The following is a 19,127-nucleotide window of genomic DNA, read 5'->3' as shown; positions in this document are numbered from 1 at the left end:
TCCCTCCTTTCTTTCTCAGTTTATTGAATTTTTATTCGTCGCCTGCACCAAATACGTCAAGAGATCCTGCATAGAAAGATTGCTGCGATCTAAGAAGAATTTTTTGTCAAAAGCGATCGAATAATCATTCTCCAGCAAATACACGAAATACACCAGTTCGATTGCCGTAAAGTAATACGGTGCGCCAAACAGACTGTTTGACAGTACCGTTTCGATCCTGATCTTTTTTTGATAGATCGTTTCTAATATCTTCTCCAATTCCGCTATCCATTCACGTTCATTCATCTTCTGCACCTTCCAGTTTTTTCAATATGGCGGCAAATACCGCGTCTAAATAACTTTCATCTGTGCATGCGCCGAAAGGAACGACCCGCACCTGTCTGTTCTTTTCTAAGTATCGCTGCAAGATCGAATCAGATACATAGTAGTATTCATCATCATTTTCGATCGTGACGCTCAAACTATCTTCAAATTTGATATTCATCAAACAGGCAGCGTCGATCGTAAGATCAAATTTATGTCGGATATAATCATTCAGCTTCATAAAATACGCATCGTCATATTCGCCGATCGGCAGTGTGCATAGAAATAAGTCGGCGCTTACCGCCTGTGAAGTGATATAGTAATAGACACCGAAATAATTAAATACATGATAATCAAATCTTAACGGTCCACCGATCACTTCGATGAGTATGACATCCGGTTCATGCTTTCGGATCAGAAACTGCAGATACTGATTCAGCAGTAAGACTTTATACTCTGCGCTTATACGATCGGATACAAATTCATCGGGATATGGATAGCATTCTTGATCGATGCTGTATCCGTATCGGGAAATCACGATGCTTTTGAGCTTTCTTTTCTCGAATCTTTTTTTGATCTGATAAGAGAGCCATGCAATTTCAGATGTTTCTTTGATACCACCGACAAAAATGATCGGCTTGTCGATAAACACATAGTGATAGGAATCAGTAACATGAAAATCACGACACTGCAAAACAGCCATCGGCATGAACTCTCTGCATTTATCTGAAAAACTGATCACTTCTATTTGATAGGCATTCCATTTCACAAGCAGTTCGTCAATGTGTTCATATAGTTCGCTGTTTTTGCTTTCAAGCAGAATGATCTTATCGACCTCACGAAGGTCTATGCTGTGGATATCGACGATCCTGCCTGTACCATCCAAACGATTCAGCGCTTTGCCAATGCTTTGATCGATCGTACCGGTTCCCGATAAGGATGCGAGCACACAGGCGTCATCTTGATCTAAATATGCCTGACAGAAGCTGCTGTTCTCCAGCGTAAATGGAAAGATCACTGTTTTCCCCATCTTATCCACGTCCTTTCCAATCCGCCATTTCCTTAAAATACATGCGTACCCGCAAATCTTCAACGAAATTCTGTTTGCATAATGCACAGTATTTCATCTTGGTAGCGGTACTGCTAAAACCGCCCGCTCCGTGTGTTTTGAAACAGAGCGTGCATTCACGAAAGGCCGGACAGTTTCGACAAAGGGCAAAGGTATATCTTGAAAAATTCAGGATTTCCTTTATCTTTTCGTAGTCATATCCTGTATCAAGCGTGCCGATGCAATAATCCTCTCTGCGTTCGCTCACTTTTTCACAAGGGAATAATTTGCCCTGCACCGTTACCATTACTTTGGTATTGCCCGGAATGCACTGCCCGCTTGGAATTGCCGTTTTACCGATTGCGGACGCTTGAAATGGCAGCACCAATTTTTTATAGCTCTCTTTCATCGAAGCGAAAAATTTAAGATCTTCAGTAAAATCCAGCGGAGATATGACACTTAAATAAGACAAGAAACGATAATAGCTAAATTCTTCATAAAAAGCTTTCGACTCTCTAACCTCATTTTCCAAATAATCATCTTCAATTAAGCTGACGCTGATCTGCATTTGATTCAGAAACGGATATTCCCGAAACAGATGCAGAAATCCTTTCAGATCTTTTCTTTGATCGATCACCATGCTTAAGTTGATCTTTTTCGCAAATTCCGGTGCGTTTTCATAGAGATACTGCAATGTTTCGATGACTTTCTCGAATACGCTGCCTTTTTGAGAAACAAATTTACGATTGCGATCATTGCTTTCTTTATCTCCATCTAAACTGATTGCCAGACGAAACTCATTTGTAATCAAAAAATCGGCAATTTCTTTTGTCAATAATGTTGCGTTGGTCGTAATGCTGAACACACATTTCTTCCCTTCAAATTTCTTTTTGGAATAGGCGACGACTGCTTTCATCAAAGAAAACTGCAGCAACGGCTCTCCACCGTAAAAAGAAATATTTGCCGTATCGGCATCGATGGATTTATCATAGTAGAAATCGACTGCTTTCTTAGCGGTCTCCCAGCTCATATTTTGATTGGTGTGATGCCTGTGTTTTTCGCCGCTTTGCGAGTAAGGGCAGTAGGAACAGCGTAAATTGCAGTTCTGCGTTATTTGTAAGACCAATGTGCCTGCTTTTCTTGTCGTAAGATCTTCAACGAAATCCGTAGCCGGATGCTGAAATGTTAAAATAGGATTTTCATGCAAAAATCCTTCTTTATATAATTGTGCTATTTCTTCATTATAAAAACAATCAATCATTTGATGCTCTTTCAAATACTGATAGCCGGCTGCGGAGAGTTCAGAGATTTGATTGACGTACGCATCGTAAAAATAATAATGCGACGTGGTCTTAAATAATTGAATGAAAGGTCTTGTTTGCATCAAATCCCTCCCCTCAAAAAGTCCCCAAAAAATTATCAAATCAATCACACATTACATTATAGTCTGACTATATCACACTATTATTAAAGAAATCTATACATTTTGTGTTTTTGCATTTTTTTATAATATCCTCGAATAATTTACAGGTTTTGCTAATTATTGCAATTTCTATAAAGCCGTTCCACCTCATACTAAACTATGCTATAATATAACCAAATCGGGGAAAAGGAGGTTTATTATGAAAAAAGTTGTTTTAGCGGCATTGTCTTGCTTTATCTTCACGATTGCATTTACATCGACAACGGTATTTGCCAATGACGGAGATCCGGTACCTGCTCCATATTGCACAGGGCCAAATTGTTATTATATCGACTAACATTTGTCAGGGGGATCCTGACATTTTATTTATCATTGAAGAGTATTAAAGAGGAATAACACCATGCCGATCATAGAAAAAGAACATCTTTCAAAATTACTGGAAATCTATCGCGCTGAAACATACACGAAAGACGGCGACGCTTTGTTTTCTAAAACAAAATTCGGATTTACCATGCACAATGCAAATCTAGTAACGATTTGTTCTTTTCATACTTATCAAAAACTACTTGAAAATCCGACTTTAATTAAAGATAAAGTGTATCTTCAACTGCTTGACAAGTTTGATCTTCGTTATGAAGAAGGCGCTTCTGATTATTTTTCCAAGCATATGGAAACTGTCCATGCGCTCTATCACGCGTTTCTTTATCTTGATTATGAAGGAGTCTATCAGTTATGCGAAGCATTGCTTAAACCGCTCGCAGCAGATATTGTATTTGAAAATGAATACCGGCTGCTCTTAGAAGCTGTTCAAGATTTCCATCATAAGGTAGAAAAAATTGACATCGACTTATTGGAACACTTTTTGCATGTTTCTTTTCTGTTCCCCGATGAATTGCAAATCATGTTATATGATCTGTGTTTTCGCTCCTATTATAAATACCATTTAGATATGAAAGCATGCGGAAAAGTTTTAGAAGAAGTACAAAAGCAGAATTTATCTTCAATCATTTTGGAAACTGATCTATTGATATATGATACTTCTACTGTATCCATTCCGAAACATATTTATCAAATCAACGCTTTACTGGACGATTTATTAAAGAACGAAAACTATAATCGCTCTTTTGATGTCTATGTGATGAAACTGAATTATGTGCATGAAAACAATGAAGATGATTCAGAAATCTATCAAGAAGTGGAGCAGATGATCAAAACCAAACCGGTTCACCCGAAAAAGAAATTTGCTTGGCTTATCAATACGATCATTCACTCGTTTGATCATAAAGAATATGATAAAGTCATACAGTTATTTGAGGATAACTTTTTACAAACGAAAGTTCCTATTATCGCTGTCTTGCTTTATTATTCCGCTTCCAATATTACAAAGCACCCATTCCAAATCATCAGCCAGTGTGCAATTATGGAAAATGCTTCTTTGCTTTATGTAGATCTGAAAACATATTTTGAGTACGATCTGCCAATTTATCAAAGAGAACGACGCTTATTTTCTTTCTTCAAAGAAATATCTTATGACAATTCTATCTTAAATCAAATTATATATAACGAGTTTGCGCTATATTATAAACAGTTCAGCAAAGGTACACTGCTTCGTTTTATTGAAGAAATCATCAAGCGTAAATTATAAACGGCATGCAATGAATCGTAACAAAAGGCAAGAGATGTAGGATATCCCGTATTACAGGTTTTGAATTCTGCTAAATCACTTGCCTTTTTGCTATGATCTAATAGGCTTTCTATTTTATCTTTATTCTTCCAAAATGGAAGTACAAGAGTTGTTATGCAAAAGGTGATTTCAGCCACTGGATACATATATTTGCAATAAACTGAAATGCAGTTACAGGACCGCATGACCGCTGAAAACCAATACAGAAAAGGCTGTCATTTTATGAAATCACTGTCTGAACAGATGTGTGGCACTTATCATAGGAAGACGATTACCTTATTCCGCATTCCGAAAGAATACTGCATGCTAGTTTGCAAAAACCTACTGATATTCGGTAATTTGCCCCTCCCCAACATCATTCACATCTTTGCATAGAAAATTGTGCTGACGGAACTTGTATATGCTTAATCGAATGTCCATGATCGACCGTATGCCTGATAACAGGTATCATCTTTTTGTTTTGGAACCTTAAATTTGTATTTCCCTTTTCCAAACCCGCTGACGGCTTCAATTAAATCTGCGTTTTTCAGCTTTATAATGAGTTTGCCGGCAGCAGTAACGGAATCGCTTGTAATTGCGGCTATGTCGGAACGTCCAAAGATGCCATCAATGCCCATGCTTGCGAATATTGTTTTTGCTTTTTTAATCGTAGTTTGGCTTGCGTTCAATCCATCAATCGCAACCTCAATCGCAAGATAATCAGGAGCAATCGCAACATTTTCATCTTCAATCATAGCTTTAGTTGCGTTTATTGCAGTTCCATAATTCAAATTATACAGTGTAACTTGAAACGAAGCTGCATCGGAATAAAATTTAAGCTCCAATTCATCCCGATAATTATGAGCAGCATGGTAGGCATCTGCGATCTTCCGAAATCCGCTTCCCTTCATATTCGCTGTACTGCATCTATTGAGAATTGATGTGCTCGAAAAGGTTCGTCATATACTAATACTCTCGTTATGTCTTGTAGCCTAAATAACTCGAATTTACTATTATAGTGTTTCTTTATTTCATTATCAAACCGTCAGTCTGCCAGCACAGCAAAACCGTCCTCATTTTAATCTGCCATGATACATGTCATTAAAAATGCCTTCTTTTTCAATCAATTCTTTATAAATCCCTTTCTGTACGATCATTCCGTTATACATTACCAGGATCTCATCACAGTTTTGTAATGTCGTCAATCGGTGTGCTATGGAGATAATCGTCATATCGTTTTCTTCTTTCAACCGCTCAATTTCCTTTTGAACAAAACGCTCTGTAGTATTATCCAGCGCTGAAGTCGCCTCATCTAAAATTAAAACTTTCGGTTTACGCAAAAAGATCCTCGCCAATGCGATTCGCTGCCGTTGCCCGCCTGATAAATTATTGCCTCTTTCCGCTATCAGCGTATGAAGCTTCTGCGGCTGGCTTTCCACAAATTCCGTGAGACCTGCCTTTGCGACCGCCTGCATGACTTCCTCTTCACTCGGCATCACTTTCAATCCATAGCAGATATTCTCATAAATCGTTCCTGCGATCAAAAAAGGATTTTGCGGTACCAATGCAATCAACTCCGACAACATTTCCCGCGACAGTGATTCTATTTCCCTACCATCGATATATAGCGCTCCTTCACTTTTTTCCAACTTGCAAATTGCTTTGATCAGTGAAGATTTACCACACCCACTGGGCCCGGCTATCCCAATAAAAGAACCGCTCTTTATTTTCAGGTCAATGCCTTTCAGCACTTCTTCATTTGATTCATAGGCTAGCCGTAGTTTTTCTGCGAAGATCATATCGTGCTTTTTGAACAGCAGTTGCTTCGCCGAAACTGGCTGATAAGAAAAATCACAGGCAATTTCCGCCATTTTGAAAAAATCCTCTGCCAGTACAAAACTCTCTGATAATTCATCTAAAATCCGATGCAGTTCCTCTAGAGGTTTGATCAGTTGAGAAAAACAAAGATAGGCAGTCAGCACTGCACCGACACTGATGATTCCCTGTGTCGCCAAATAAGCAGATGCACCGATAATGAACACTGTAAAAAAGACTTCATTAAAAAACTTCATCGCATCATATTTCGCCATCTGTTTATGATGCTTCATTTCTTTCTCACGCAGTTCTTCAGATTTGATCGAAAAACGATGCTCTTCGATCATTGTGCTGTTTGCCATTCGGATCACTTCGATTCCATTCAGCAATTCCACCAGCGAACCATCCATATTTGCCTTTGTTTCCAGCAATGCAATTCGTATGCCTTTTTGTGTTGTGATCTGTCGAAGTACGATCAATACACCGATCGGTATTACCAGCAACATCGGCAGCGCCAATGTAAAAGGCAGGGTCGTAAAAATCACAATCACAGCAGCAATGCTATTAAATACTGCTGGCGCTAAATCCATAAATATCAATTTTTCTAGTTTGATCGTTCCTTCTAAACAGCGATTCAACCTGCCGTGGATATTGCCGGTCATGTTTTCCTTAAAATAACGCAGCGGCGCTTTCATGAGAGAAGCAATGACAAGTGTGCGCGCTTTCTTTTCAGTTTTGGTCGCTGTATCCTCCACCAACAGTCTACGCCAGATTTTAAGCAGTTCATTTACGACATTCACAATTAAGATCAACAGTAGCATCGGCAGCAAATCGATAAACGCCATTCTTCCCTCGGCAAAAATGTCATCTGTCAGCCAGCCAATGGCTTTTGGTGTAACTTGTGTCAAAGCGGAAGAAAGAAGCATGATCAACAAAATCATGATAAAGATTACTTTCTGTTTCCATTCCAGCAGTGCGTATATCTTTTGCAAAGTTTTTCTCATGCCCATTCCCGTTGCTCCTTTCTTTATTGCTTATAATTCATTATACCTTATTCCCATAGAAATGACTATGGAAAGAGACATATGGGAAATTCATTGGTCTGTAGAAATGGGGAATGTACTACTTGTCCGCTATAGCGCCATGCTGAAAGGAAAAAATAACAAAAAGCGATCCTTTTCAAATTATATTTCCTAAAAATCGACTTAATCAAAGCAGCATCTAAAACTTTATGAAAATGATACAAAGAATGAAAAAATAAGGTAACAGTTCGTATCAATCTCAGATAACTACTAAAAATCACTTATCTAAGTACAGCGAATACACGCCCCCTCAAAATTCCTCTATTTTTACATAGGAAATCCCCACATTTTTTGATATAATGATGAAGTTGATGAAAGAGAGGATTCGGGATGAAAACACAAGCATTTGATAATCAATTATATTTAGAGATGCAATCCAAGCACATTTTAGAAAGGATCTCCCAATTTGATAATAAACTGTATTTGGAGTTTGGCGGTAAACTATTCGATGATAACCATGCAGCCAGAGTATTGCCGGGGTTTGAGCCTGACAGCAAGCTGAAAATGCTTTTGACCTTAAAAGAACAGGTCGAAGTCATCATCGCCATCAATGCCGGTGATATTGAAAAAAACAAAGTGCGCAGCGATCTGGGTATTTCCTATGACGGTGAAGTACTGCGCCTGATCGATGCCTTTCGCGGCGTCGGCTTATATGTCGGCAGTGTTGTTTTAACCCAATATGAAAATCAGGCAGCTGCCGATGCTTTCAAACAGAAATTAGAATCGCTTGACATACCGGTCTTCTTACATTATCCGATTCCCGGCTATCCGAATAATGTATCCTATATCGTGAGCGAAGAAGGATTAGGCAAAAACGACTATATCAAAACAAGCAAGCCGCTTGTCGTCGTAACGGCGCCGGGTCCCGGATCCGGTAAAATGGCAACCTGTATTTCGCAAATGTATCATGAACAAAAGCACGGCATCAAAGCAGGCTATGCGAAATTTGAAACATTCCCGATCTGGAATCTCCCTTTGAAACATCCGGTCAATCTTGCCTATGAAGCAGCGACCGCCGATCTAAACGACATCAATATGATCGACCCGTTCCATTTGGAGGCATATGGCGAAACGACCGTTAATTATAATCGCGATGTAGAAATCTTCCCGGTGCTGCGTACTATCTTTGAAAAGATCAACGGCACCTGTCCTTATAAATCCCCTACCGACATGGGCGTAAATATGGTCGGCAACTGCATCGTTGATAATGATGCGGCTGTAAAAGCAAGCTGCGATGAAATTATCAGACGCTATTACCATGCCTGCGAAGGGCATAAAAAAGGTCTCGTTGAAATGGCGACGATCGAAAAGATCGAACTTGTCATGTCTCAGGCAAACATTGATAAAGAAAGCCGCATCTGTGTGAAACCGGCACTTGAAAAAGCCGAAATGACGCAGGCTCCGGCAATGGCGATCGAATTGCCTGATGGAAGTGTGGTAACCGGTAAGACCTCCTCCCTGTTAGGAGCAAGCGCCGCTGCCTTATTAAACGCCTTAAAAGCATTGGGGCATATCAATGACGATATTCCGCTGATCGCACCAAGCATCATTGAGCCAATTCAGAAGTTAAAGACCGGCAGTCTTGGCAACAACAATCCGCGTTTACATTCCGATGAAATTCTGATCTGTCTGGCAATTTCCGCCACGACCAATCCGATTTCCCATTTAGCTTTACAGCAGTTGTCAAAGCTGAAATGCTGCGAGGCACACAGTACAGTGATCCTTTCAGAAGTAGACCGCAATGTCTATCGAAAACTGGAAATGAATCTGACCTGTGAAGCCGCTTATCAGACAAAGAAAATGTATCATCCAAAATAGTTCCGGATCATCCCTGCATCATGCAGCATCTTACCTGTATCTGAAGACCGTTTCTCCATGCTTAGCGAAACGGTTTTTATTTGCATCATTTTCTGATGTTTCTTCTCTGCTAATATATATCCTATGCCATAAAAAAGGCGATGACATATTTGCGGATATCAAATAAGGGAGTAACGGTGTAGCTCAGAAAATAGATTCCACCCTATCTTTTTATCATACCAAAAATTTGAAAGCCTGCTTTTTCGAACTTCCCCAATCATAGCATAAATTTCCCAGTCGAAAAAAATATCAATTATTTCTGCCACTGTAAAGTAAAAATTCACGTTTATCGCTTGCTTTATCGTTATTATAGACGCAATACGCTGAATCAGGTAATTTACAAACATTGACATAAGCTCCGTAATACCTGCTATTTCACGATGTGTGCAATACAACATCCTTAATCGCTTATCTTCCTGTCATACCTGTTCACTACCGAAAACCTATAAAGCCAAGAATGCTGCCTACATATAGTTGTTGCAATATCTAACACGATACGATATACTAATTGCATACAATGTTTATTTTTTGTATGCAGAAAGTTGGTGCTCGCTTGAATAAAAAAGAAAGTTTAATAAAAGTAATTGAAAATAACGGAGGAGTTGCAAAAACTTCGGATTTTGTCGCTAGCGGAATAAATAAATATGAAGTAGCGGCTTTCTGTAAAGAAGGAGTTATCGAGAGGGTTCGCAGAGGCATTTATCAGCTTCCAAAGAGCAATCATATAACAGAGGAACAGTGGATAAGAGAAATCCTTCCACAAGGAATTATTTGTGTGGAATCTGCCTTGTTCCATTATGGATATAGTGATTTTTCTCCTCGCAAATGGTCTATTGCTGTGCCGCGAACAGCCACCCGTGCCGTAAAGAATATTGAAGAATTTCCGATGAAGGCTTATTATATTCAAAAGGATTTCCTAGATATGGGTAAAACTACAAGCAATTTTAACGGCGTCATGCTTCCTATATATGACCGCGAAAGAACAATTTGTGACTGCTTTAAGTATCGCACAAAACTCGACAATGAAATTTTCAATAAGGCTGTCAATGCTTATGCTGCTGATAAAAAAAAGAACCTTGTGAACTTGTCTAAATATGCAAAAGAGATGAATCTTTATACAAAAGTTATGAATGTAATGGAGGTGTTGATCAATGGCTGATATTGCCGCATCCGTACTTGCACGGCTCAAAAACAAGGCAAAAGAAAGCGGAAGAAGCTATCAGCTTTGCCTCCAACTTTTCTGTCAAGAAGAATTTTTGCGCCGTTTGGAAAAGTCCAAATATGCAGAAAACCTTATCCTCAAAGGTGGTTTGTTTATTTATTCCGTTACCAATTTTGATAGTAGGGTAACGATGGATGTGGACTTCCTACTTCAAAAAGTACCAAATACGCCCGAACAGTTAAAATCTGTACTGGATGAAATCCTATCTATGTCTACCGGCAATGATTTTATTACCTTTGAAATTAACGATATTGCGCCTATTGCGGTTGCTAAGAAATATGCCGGTATCGGGACTTCTATTGTGGCTCGTATTAAAAATACGCGAACTCCATTTCATATAGACTTCGGTGTGGGCGATGTGATCGTACCAAAACAAGAAAAGCGAAAAATCCCGACGCAGCTTGATGATTTCACTGCACCGGTGGTAAATACCTATTCTCTTGAAACAACGATTGCTGAGAAAATAGATGCAATCCTCACTCTGATGGAATTTTCCAGTCGAATGAAAGATTACTATGATATTTATTATCTTGCCAATAAATTTGATTTTGACGGCAAAGTACTCAGTGAAGCACTGAAAAAAACTTTCGAAAATCGTGAACATAGCTTTGTGATAGAGCAGTTTGAACAGGTTATGCGCTTTGCAGATGATCCTGCTATGCAGAAGAAGTGGAAAGCATTCTGCCTGAAGATAGACACTAAAACGGATCATTTCAGCACTGTGCTTAAAACGATCAAGGCATTTTTGACAGAACCTTTTCTAGCGGCTGTTGGAAAAATAGAGTTTTCACAACAATGGAAAGCTGCTGAAAGCCGATGGGAAAAAGAAATGTGATCAATGCCAAAATAATAGAAACGATCAAGAAAGAAACAAAAGCAAAAGAAATCATGCTTATCAATATCGTTATAACTTCATTGATTTACCTTCGATCGATCAGGGATAAAGAGCGTTGCTTGGATTCTTTTACCGGTTTACACCATGATGTTTTCAAGGTAACTGGCATTGCATAAAAACGGCGGCAGAGAGATATTTCTCTGTCGCCTTCCATGCTTATGAAGTTATATTTCGATGTGTTTTCAAATTACTTCCTTATATGGCGTTCACATTTGCCATCACCGATTTCTTATGCGATCGTTTCCCGCCAGATCTTTGCCCCCAAAGCGCTTAGCTTTCCATCTAAATTTTCATAGCCGCGGTCAATATGATAAATCTCGCTGATCTCGGTAATGCCGTCCGCAATCAAACCCGCAATTACCAGACAAGCGCCGCAGCGCAGATCTGTTGCGACAACTTCCGCTCCTGATAAGCGTGTCGGTCCATTGATAAAGGAACTCGGTACCATGACATTGATATTCGCACCCATTTTATTCAATTCATGACAATGCTTAAAGCGCTCTGTGTAAATCGTTTCCGTAACGATCGACTGTCCTTCCGCCTGTGTTAATAAAGCAGTAAGCGGCTGCTGAATATCCGTCGCAAAGCCCGGATAAGGCAATGTTTTAATATCTGTCGCTTTCAAATGCGGATTTCTTCCCTTAATGGTAACCTTGTCAATATCCACTTTCATTTCCACACCGATTTCCTCCAGTTTGGACAACAGAGATTCCAAATGCTGTGGAATGATATTCTCCACAGTCATTTCCTCTGCGGCTGCCGCTGCCAGCACGATATAGGTTGCCGCTTCAATGCGATCCGGGATAATTTCATGGAAACAGCCGCCCAGCGTTTCCACACCGTCGATCGTAATGACATTGGTACCGACGCCGCGAATCTGCGCACCCATTTTATTCAGCAGCGTTGCCACATCAATGATTTCCGGTTCTTTCGCCGCATTCTCGATAATCGTGCGCCCCTTTGCATAAACTGCCGCCATCATGACATTCAAAGTCGCACCGACACTGGAAATATCTAAAAAGATCTTTGTGCCCACCAATTCCTTCGCTTCAATAATATAAGCACCATGTTCATAATTGACTGTTGCACCCAGCGCTTCAAATCCTTTCAAATGCAGATCGATCGGTCTTGGGCCTAAATAGCAGCCTCCCGGCATCTTCATTTCCACTCTGCCATATTTCCCTAATAATGCGCCCATGAAGTAATAAGAAGCACGCAGTTTTTGCACCGCATCCTGTGTCATCGGGCGATTCTGCATATGGGTCGGATCAATAATGATGTGATCCTGTGCCTTAAAGCAGACATCTACCCCCAAATCCCGCAATAAAACCGCAAGTGATTCCACATCTGATATATTCGGTACCCCTACGATCGTAACCGGACCGTTCGCCAAGATTGCCGCAGGTATCAGCGCTACCGTTGCATTTTTTGAACCGCTGATGCGCACTGTTCCCTTTAATGCATGCCCTCCTTCAATCTTAATGACTTCTTTCATCCATATTCTCCTTCCCGATCTCATTTATCAATACAGCGTTTCTTTCACAACGCTTGTTTTACTTCCTGCAAACATCTTTATTATAAAACATTTCCCTGAATATATCTATGTTTTTTATTGCGCCAATATGGATATTCCCTATTTTCTAAATATTGTCTTACTAATCCCCGCTATGATATGCGAAAAATCTGAAAAAGTGCCTGCCTATAAAAAAGGACTGCTTTACAACAATCCCTTTTCATTTCCATAAGCACAAGCATGTTCTCCTTGCCGCACACTGCACGTGCTTCCATCGTTTTTTTTATTTATCTTTTATTTAACTGGCATTGGAAGCCGCTACCTTTACTTTCGCAAATAAGTTCGCAATGATCTTTCTTGTATCTTCATCATACTGGAAGACTTCATCCTTCTCATATCCGGTTCTTGGCAAATACGCATTGATCCCTTCATATTCGCCGCCTTCCTGTGACATTTCCAGCATGACTTCTTCATTTGGCGAAGTATAGCCGACAAAGCTGGAATTATCCATTGCTCCCTCATATTCAGAAACGAAATTGATAAATGCATGCGCCAGCTCCACATTCTTCGCATTCTTCGGAATGACCATGGCATCTGACCACAAATTCGTTCCGCTTTCCGGTAAATAGAAGCCCATATCTTCATTTTCACTCATGATATAAGCCGCATCTCCGGAATACACAAGGCCCAGCGCTTTTCTGCCCTGCGCCATATTGTCAATGATTTCATCGGTTACGATTTCCGGTTCCATCGTATTGACACATTCCAGCAGCCATTCATAGGCTTCATTCAATTCTTTTTCATCACTTGTATTCATCGAATAACCAAGCGCTTTTAATGCCATCATGAATGAATCTCGTTCTGAATCATACAGATAAATGTCGCCTTTGTATTTCTGATCGAGGAAAATATTGAACCCTTCTTTCTCCAGATCTTCCTCGCTTACCTTGTTTTTATCATAAACAATGCCGACAGTACCCCAGAAATAAGGAACGGAATATTCATTTTTCGGATCATATGAGAGACCTTTTACCCCGTCAGATAATAGATCCAGACAGTTGAGCTGATCCTGATCCAGCTTCTGCAGCATATCTTCCTGCATCAGTCGTTCGATCATATAGTCGCTTGGCACCAAAATGTCATACACTTCACCATTTGCGACTTTGATATACATCTGCTCATTGGAATCAAACTGATCCATTACCACTTTGGCGCCGGTTTGTTCCTCAAACATCGGGATCAGATTTTCACCGGTATATTCTCCCCAGTTATATACATACAGTGTTTGTCCTGCGTATTTTCCTTCCGATTTTGATGAATTTAATGCAAAGGCGCCTAAGCCAAGCGCAGCCGCAATGCCCAGTACGATCCATCCTTTTTTGCTTTTGCCCGGCTTGTTTTTGCGAAACATCGGCACGAGATTGATGATCAGCAAGACAACCGTAATCAGTACGACTACCAAAGTAGAGATCGCATTGATGCTCGGATTGACCCGTTTGCTCATCGTATAGACCATGATGCTCAAATTCTTGACGCCGCCGCCGGTTACAAAGTAAGAGATAATGAAATCATCAAATGACATCGTAAATGCGATCAGCGCACCGGATACGATGCCCGGCATGATCTGCGGCACCAGCACCTTCGTGAGCGCCTGCCATGGCGTTGCCCCAAGATCCATAGCGGCGTCAGCCAGATTCGGATCCAGTGAGCGGATCTTCGGCATGATGCTTAAAATAACATAAGGTGTACAGAAAGCGATATGTGCCAAAAGCATCGTCATAAAACCGCGTTCAATGCGCAGCGTGATAAACAGTAACATCAATCCGATCGCCGTTACGATTTCCGGATTCATGATCGGAAAATCATTTAACTGCATCATGACCTTGCGCACGATTTTTTTAGATTTTGATAAACCGATCGCACTAATCGTTCCGATCAGCGTAGAAACAGCAGTTGCGATCAAAGCGATCACGATCGTCGTCTGTAACGATTCCATCATCGAACGGTTTTCAAACATCCGTTCATACCAGATCGTTGAGAATCCGCTGAAATGCGTCAGTGATTTACTGGAATTAAAGGAGAATACCATCATAAACAAGATCGGCAGATAGAAGAATGCCAATGTTAAGATCATCAAGATCTTGCCGATCGGGCGTTTTTCTTTCTTCATCTTATTTATCCCCCTTTCCAGCGCTTCGTTCTTCCAGCTTGCGAATCACATAAATGCTGAACATCATGACCACTGCCATGATCATCGAGATCGCACTGCCGAAATTCCACTCGCCAACAGTGATAAACTGATTTTCAATGACATTTCCGATCAGGAAGTACTGTCCGCCGCCTAATAGCTTCGGAATGAAGAACGAGCTGACAGCCGGCAGGAAGACCAGCGAGATTCCGCTTACCACGCCCGGCAAAGAAAGCGGCAGGACCACTTTCAAAAATGTCTGTACCTTATTCGCGCCTAGATCCGCACTTGCTTCAATCAGCGATTTGTCCATTTTAGACAATGATGTATTGATCTGCAAGATCATAAACGGAATGAAGTTATATACCATGCCAAGCAAAACGGCTCCTTCCGTATATAACAGCTTGACATCCCCTAATCCGATCCATGCAAGCAGCTGCTGAAGCAGGCCGCCATCAGAAAGCAAGCCGATCCATGCATAGGTTCTTACCAGCATGTTGATCCACATCGGCAGTGTAATTGCCAAGATCAAAACATTGCGCAGACGATCATTGCTTCGCGCAATGAAATAAGCAATCGGATAACCCAGCAATACACAGATCACTGTCGTCTTAAAGGCAATGACGACCGAGCGCCATAAGATCAATAGAAAATCAAGGTCGGTAAAAAAGCGTTTGAAATGTTCCAGCGTAAAGGAGAAAGTGATCAGCTCATTGCCTTGTGCCGTAAGCGCATAAAGCAGGATCAGCACCAGCGGCAATACGATCATCAATGCAACCCAAACGATATAAGGAACTGCTAATTGAGAAAACCGCTTCATTTAGAAACCCATCTTCTCCATGACATGGATATCTTCCGGGAAGAATGTCAAGCCGACCTCTTTTCCTTCTTCCACGTAATCTGTCGTATGAATCTTAAACTCCCGACCGGTCGTTGAGAATGAGATGTTATAAACACCTTCTACGATGTTTTCATCATCGAAATCGTAATCAACGCTCATATCGATCGATTCGTCTTCATCGCTCAGCTTCCAGCCCTGTGCGTTTGCCCATGTCTTTAAGTCTGTATCCAGCGCAACCGATTCTTTGATCTCATCAACGGTCTTAAAGAAGTTAAACGCCATGACCGCTTCATTCGCCTTTTCATTTTTTACGACACGCTGATTGACGACAAAGATCTTGCGTTCGATCGAGGTACCGTTTGCGGTAGCGAATACGACCGGATATTCTCCCAATTCTTCTTTCAGATCATATTCGATCTTGTTGATGGAGATGTATTCATCTGATTCCGGCGACCATGCCTGTGCATCGGCACGAGCGATGATTTCTTTATCGTCTAATGCCGCTACGTCTTCGATATCGACATAGAAGTCATTGGCACTGATCTTTTCCTTGCCGTTTTCAGAGGTAACATCATGATTGCGGATCACGTGCATCTTTACATTGACGGTCGTTCCCGGCACGGTTTCCACAATTACTTCATAATGAACGCCCTTAAACAATACGCTCAGCACCTCGCCGCTCATCTTGCCTTTTTCCACATCGACGATGTCAATGTCCTCAGGACGGATCACGACATCGACTTTCTCATTTTCCCCATAGCCATGATCCACACAGTCAAATACAATATCATCAAACTTCACTTTATAGTCTTCTTTCATGACAGCGGGAATGATATTGCTTTCGCCGATAAAATTCGCAACATAGCGATTGACCGGTTCATTGTAAATATCCTGCGGCGTTCCCACCTGACAAATTTCGCCGTCTTTCATAACGACGATCTTATCAGACATCGTCAGTGCTTCTTCCTGATCATGCGTTACGAAAATAAAGGTGATGCCGACCTCCTGCTGAATACGTTTTAATTCATACTGCATTTCTTTGCGCAGCTTCAGATCAAGCGCGCCTAACGGTTCATCTAACAAGAGCACTTTCGGCTCATTGACAAGCGCTCTGGCGATTGCCACACGCTGCTGCTGACCGCCGGAAAGCAGAGTTACGTTCTTGTTTTCATATCCTTCCATACCGATCAGCTTCATCATCTTCATGACCTTTTGTTCAATGACATCCTTGCTCATCTTTTTGATCTTCAAACCGAATGCGATATTCTCATAAACCGTCATATGCGGAAATAGCGCATATTTCTGGAATACGGTATTCAGTTCCCGCTTATGTGCAGGCAGTGTGCTGATGTCTTCGCCATCAAAGATCACCGTTCCCTCACTCGCTTCCAAAAAACCGCCGAGAATGCGCAGCAACGTTGTCTTTCCGCACCCGCTTGGTCCAAGCAGCGTCACAAACTCATTTTCATAAATATCCAGATTGATTCCCTTTAATACGATCTGTCCGTCAAACTCTTTTACGATATTGCGAAACTGTATTAACTTTTTGTTTTCCGTTTCCATAACCTTCTCCTCCTGATTGATCAAAACATAGGCGGCGTTGTGATCCAAAGGATCTTTGCATCACTGCTGCCGGTATTTTCCAAATAATGGCTCGTCTTGCCGTCTAAATAAAAGGTTTCCTTTGCTTTTAAGCGATAATGCTTATTGCCTTTTACCAGGGTCAGCGTTCCTTTCAGTACGTAACCGAATTCTTCCCCGTTATGACTTTCCATCAGCATGCTTCGCTCATGCGGATGCAGTGTCAAAAGAATCGGCTCCATTTCATTTTTCTGCGCATTGGGAATGATCCATTCGATCGTGTACGCATCCTTTTCCGCTACGAAAAAGTCCTGTTGTGAAAATACGATCTTTTCCTCTTTTTCCGATTTGAAAAACTCAGCCAGATTGGTTCCCAGCGCCTCTAAAAGATCCTCCAGCGTTGAAATGCTGGGACTTGTCAGATCACGTTCGACCTGTGATAAAAAGCCCTTTGTCAGCTCGCTTCGCGCAGCCAGTTCTTCCAATGTCAAACCATTGCGAAGCCGCAGCTCTTTCAGCTTTTCGCCGATGTTCATCCGATCACCTCCGTGTTTCTTGATACTAAACTTTTATTTTCATAAATTGAACAAGACACATTATACATGATTTTGATGAAAACACAACCCGTTTTTTAATATTTTTAATAAAAAGTTTAATATAGTAAACACAGCACGCCTTTTCGCGACTGATAAAAAAAGGATGCGCCCTGTTCCCATACAAGCGCATGCCCTTTATCTGTTATAAATCACAGTGCGTTTTTCAACCATCGCCTTTGTCGCTATTATAAAACCGCTGATTTCTTATCTCTTCTTTGCTGTCTGTATCCGTTAAAAACAATACTCGCTTCTTCCCGTTTCTTTCTTTCGATAATACGCGTAAAACGCTATTTTTCTCTTTTATTGCTGTAAAGCAAAGTAAAAGTATCATAGCGGATATATGAATCGGAATATTCAAAGATCACGCCGTTTTGAAGTCTTGATATATGCGAAATATAAACGACCGGTTCGCTTTGCTTTATCTTTAGCAGCAAGGCGATATCGCTTGGCGGCAATATGATCGACAATACGCTTGAACCATCGCCGATCGTCAGTCTCAAAGTATGTTCGATATAAGAATAAATGGAACTTTTCAAATAAGCGAGCGGTAACTCGGGAATGATATCTTTTGTAATATAAGTATACTGCACCGCAAAAGGGCGTTCATTGCCAAAACGCACTCGTTCAAAATAATGCACTTGACTGTTAGGCAAAACGCCCAGTTTTTTCGATAATGATCGGTCTTGAAAATCAGTGATGCGCTTTACCGTATAAAATAACAGTTTTGTCGATACGTCGAATCCTTTCCCGGTGTATTCTTCCGAAAAAGAAGCCATATAGATGCTTTGCTTACTTAATTTAGGCGTACGCACATAACAGCCGCTGCCCTGTATTTTCTCAACGAGCCCGTTCTCTACAAGTGATTCCATCGCTTTATTTACCGTTCTTCTGCTTACCTGAAACTGCTCGCAAAACGCCTGCTGCGTCGGAAGCAGAGAATCAGAAGGATATGCCCCGCTTCTGATGCGTTCATGGATATAGTTTTCGATCATCTTGTATTTGTATTTTTCTTTTGTTGTCATGTGTGCTCCTTTATCGCTGTCATTATATACTGAAAAAAGGAAGTGATTCAAGTAACACTGAAAATCGCATCTATTTTA

18 protein-coding genes are annotated in these 19,127 nt (G+C 40.9%); 6 read left to right on the top strand and 12 right to left on the bottom strand.

Annotation, left to right across the window (positions count from 1 at the left end):
• Nucleotides 1-15: 15 nt before the first annotated feature.
• The 3 genes from C1712_RS09440 to C1712_RS09430 are packed head-to-tail and all read right to left on the bottom strand — an operon-like array spanning nucleotide 16 to nucleotide 2,735.
• Nucleotides 16-285 (bottom strand): hypothetical protein, encoded by a 270-nt coding sequence (locus C1712_RS09440; protein ID WP_102268733.1) that lies wholly within the window; start codon nucleotides 283-285, stop codon nucleotides 16-18.
• Entirely contained in the window at nucleotides 278-1,342 is a 1,065-nt protein-coding gene (locus C1712_RS09435; protein WP_180963114.1) for a P-loop NTPase family protein, read from the bottom strand. Before C1712_RS09435 ends, C1712_RS09440 begins: the two co-directional genes overlap by 8 nt.
• Nucleotides 1,335-2,735: a radical SAM protein gene (locus C1712_RS09430; RefSeq protein ID WP_102268729.1), complete on the bottom strand. Its 1,401-nt coding sequence runs from the start codon at nucleotides 2,733-2,735 to the stop codon at nucleotides 1,335-1,337. Before C1712_RS09430 ends, C1712_RS09435 begins: the two co-directional genes overlap by 8 nt.
• 238 nt (nucleotides 2,736-2,973) lie before the next feature.
• Between C1712_RS09430 and C1712_RS12735 the strand changes: the two genes are divergently transcribed.
• Both C1712_RS12735 and C1712_RS09425 read left to right on the top strand, forming a co-directional pair.
• Nucleotides 2,974-3,111 carry a hypothetical protein gene (locus C1712_RS12735; protein ID WP_180963113.1) on the top strand — a complete coding sequence of 46 codons (138 nt, stop codon included), beginning with the start codon at nucleotides 2,974-2,976 and terminating at the stop codon, nucleotides 3,109-3,111.
• A 63-nt stretch (nucleotides 3,112-3,174) separates the two neighbouring features.
• Entirely contained in the window at nucleotides 3,175-4,419 is a 1,245-nt protein-coding gene (locus tag C1712_RS09425) for a hypothetical protein (protein ID WP_102268728.1), read from the top strand.
• A gap of 443 nt (nucleotides 4,420-4,862) precedes the next feature.
• Here the strand turns inward: C1712_RS09425 and C1712_RS09420 are convergent, their stop codons facing one another.
• Together C1712_RS09420 and C1712_RS09415 are read right to left on the bottom strand one after the other, a co-directional pair.
• Nucleotides 4,863-5,348: a hypothetical protein gene (locus C1712_RS09420; protein ID WP_219718854.1), complete on the bottom strand. Its 486-nt coding sequence runs from the start codon at nucleotides 5,346-5,348 to the stop codon at nucleotides 4,863-4,865.
• A gap of 162 nt (nucleotides 5,349-5,510) precedes the next feature.
• Entirely contained in the window at nucleotides 5,511-7,262 is a 1,752-nt protein-coding gene (locus C1712_RS09415) for an ABC transporter ATP-binding protein (protein WP_102268726.1), read from the bottom strand.
• Nucleotides 7,263-7,664: 402 nt separating this feature from the next.
• Here C1712_RS09415 and C1712_RS09410 point away from each other — a divergent pair, with 402 nt between their 5' ends.
• Nucleotides 7,665-9,152, top strand: a complete 1,488-nt coding sequence (locus C1712_RS09410) for a DUF1846 domain-containing protein (RefSeq protein ID WP_102268724.1) — start codon at nucleotides 7,665-7,667, stop codon at nucleotides 9,150-9,152.
• Nucleotides 9,153-9,310: 158 nt separating this feature from the next.
• Here the strand turns inward: C1712_RS09410 and C1712_RS12910 are convergent, their stop codons facing one another.
• Nucleotides 9,311-9,457 carry a hypothetical protein gene (locus C1712_RS12910; protein ID WP_219718853.1) on the bottom strand — a complete coding sequence of 49 codons (147 nt, stop codon included), beginning with the start codon at nucleotides 9,455-9,457 and terminating at the stop codon, nucleotides 9,311-9,313.
• A 266-nt stretch (nucleotides 9,458-9,723) separates the two neighbouring features.
• Here C1712_RS12910 and C1712_RS09400 point away from each other — a divergent pair, with 266 nt between their 5' ends.
• From C1712_RS09400 to C1712_RS09390, 3 genes are read left to right on the top strand one after another with little or no spacing between them, the layout of a single operon-like run.
• Nucleotides 9,724-10,350, top strand: coding sequence for a type IV toxin-antitoxin system AbiEi family antitoxin domain-containing protein (locus C1712_RS09400; RefSeq protein ID WP_102268720.1), 627 nt, complete (start codon nucleotides 9,724-9,726; stop codon nucleotides 10,348-10,350).
• A complete protein-coding gene (locus tag C1712_RS09395) occupies nucleotides 10,343-11,248 on the top strand; it encodes a nucleotidyl transferase AbiEii/AbiGii toxin family protein (protein ID WP_102268718.1) in 906 nt (301 codons plus the stop codon). The genes C1712_RS09400 and C1712_RS09395 overlap by 8 nt, the downstream gene beginning before the upstream one ends.
• Nucleotides 11,230-11,424 (top strand): hypothetical protein, encoded by a 195-nt coding sequence (locus tag C1712_RS09390; protein WP_102268716.1) that lies wholly within the window; start codon nucleotides 11,230-11,232, stop codon nucleotides 11,422-11,424. Before C1712_RS09395 ends, C1712_RS09390 begins: the two co-directional genes overlap by 19 nt.
• Before the next feature lie 113 nt (nucleotides 11,425-11,537).
• Here C1712_RS09390 and C1712_RS09385 read toward each other — a convergent pair whose 3' ends face one another.
• From C1712_RS09385 to C1712_RS09360, 6 genes are all read right to left on the bottom strand, one after another.
• Nucleotides 11,538-12,803 (bottom strand): UDP-N-acetylglucosamine 1-carboxyvinyltransferase, encoded by a 1,266-nt coding sequence (locus tag C1712_RS09385; RefSeq protein ID WP_102268714.1) that lies wholly within the window; start codon nucleotides 12,801-12,803, stop codon nucleotides 11,538-11,540.
• Nucleotides 12,804-13,119: 316 nt separating this feature from the next.
• Nucleotides 13,120-14,991: an extracellular solute-binding protein gene (locus C1712_RS09380; protein WP_102268712.1), complete on the bottom strand. Its 1,872-nt coding sequence runs from the start codon at nucleotides 14,989-14,991 to the stop codon at nucleotides 13,120-13,122.
• Nucleotide 14,992: 1 nt separating this feature from the next.
• Nucleotides 14,993-15,829 carry an ABC transporter permease gene (locus tag C1712_RS09375; protein ID WP_102268710.1) on the bottom strand — a complete coding sequence of 279 codons (837 nt, stop codon included), beginning with the start codon at nucleotides 15,827-15,829 and terminating at the stop codon, nucleotides 14,993-14,995.
• Entirely contained in the window at nucleotides 15,830-17,413 is a 1,584-nt protein-coding gene (locus C1712_RS09370; RefSeq protein WP_102268709.1) for an ABC transporter ATP-binding protein, read from the bottom strand.
• 20 nt (nucleotides 17,414-17,433) lie between these two features.
• Nucleotides 17,434-17,967: a helix-turn-helix domain-containing protein gene (locus C1712_RS09365; protein WP_102268708.1), complete on the bottom strand. Its 534-nt coding sequence runs from the start codon at nucleotides 17,965-17,967 to the stop codon at nucleotides 17,434-17,436.
• Between the two features lie 347 nt (nucleotides 17,968-18,314).
• Entirely contained in the window at nucleotides 18,315-19,049 is a 735-nt protein-coding gene (locus C1712_RS09360; protein ID WP_102268707.1) for a GntR family transcriptional regulator, read from the bottom strand.
• Nucleotides 19,050-19,127 lie beyond the last annotated feature (78 nt).

The sequence above is a fragment of the Massilicoli timonensis genome (assembly GCF_900199515.1).
Taxonomy (GTDB): domain Bacteria; phylum Bacillota_I; class Bacilli_A; order Erysipelotrichales; family Erysipelotrichaceae; genus Massilicoli; species Massilicoli timonensis.
This window is presented reverse-complemented; position numbering and strand designations above follow the sequence as displayed.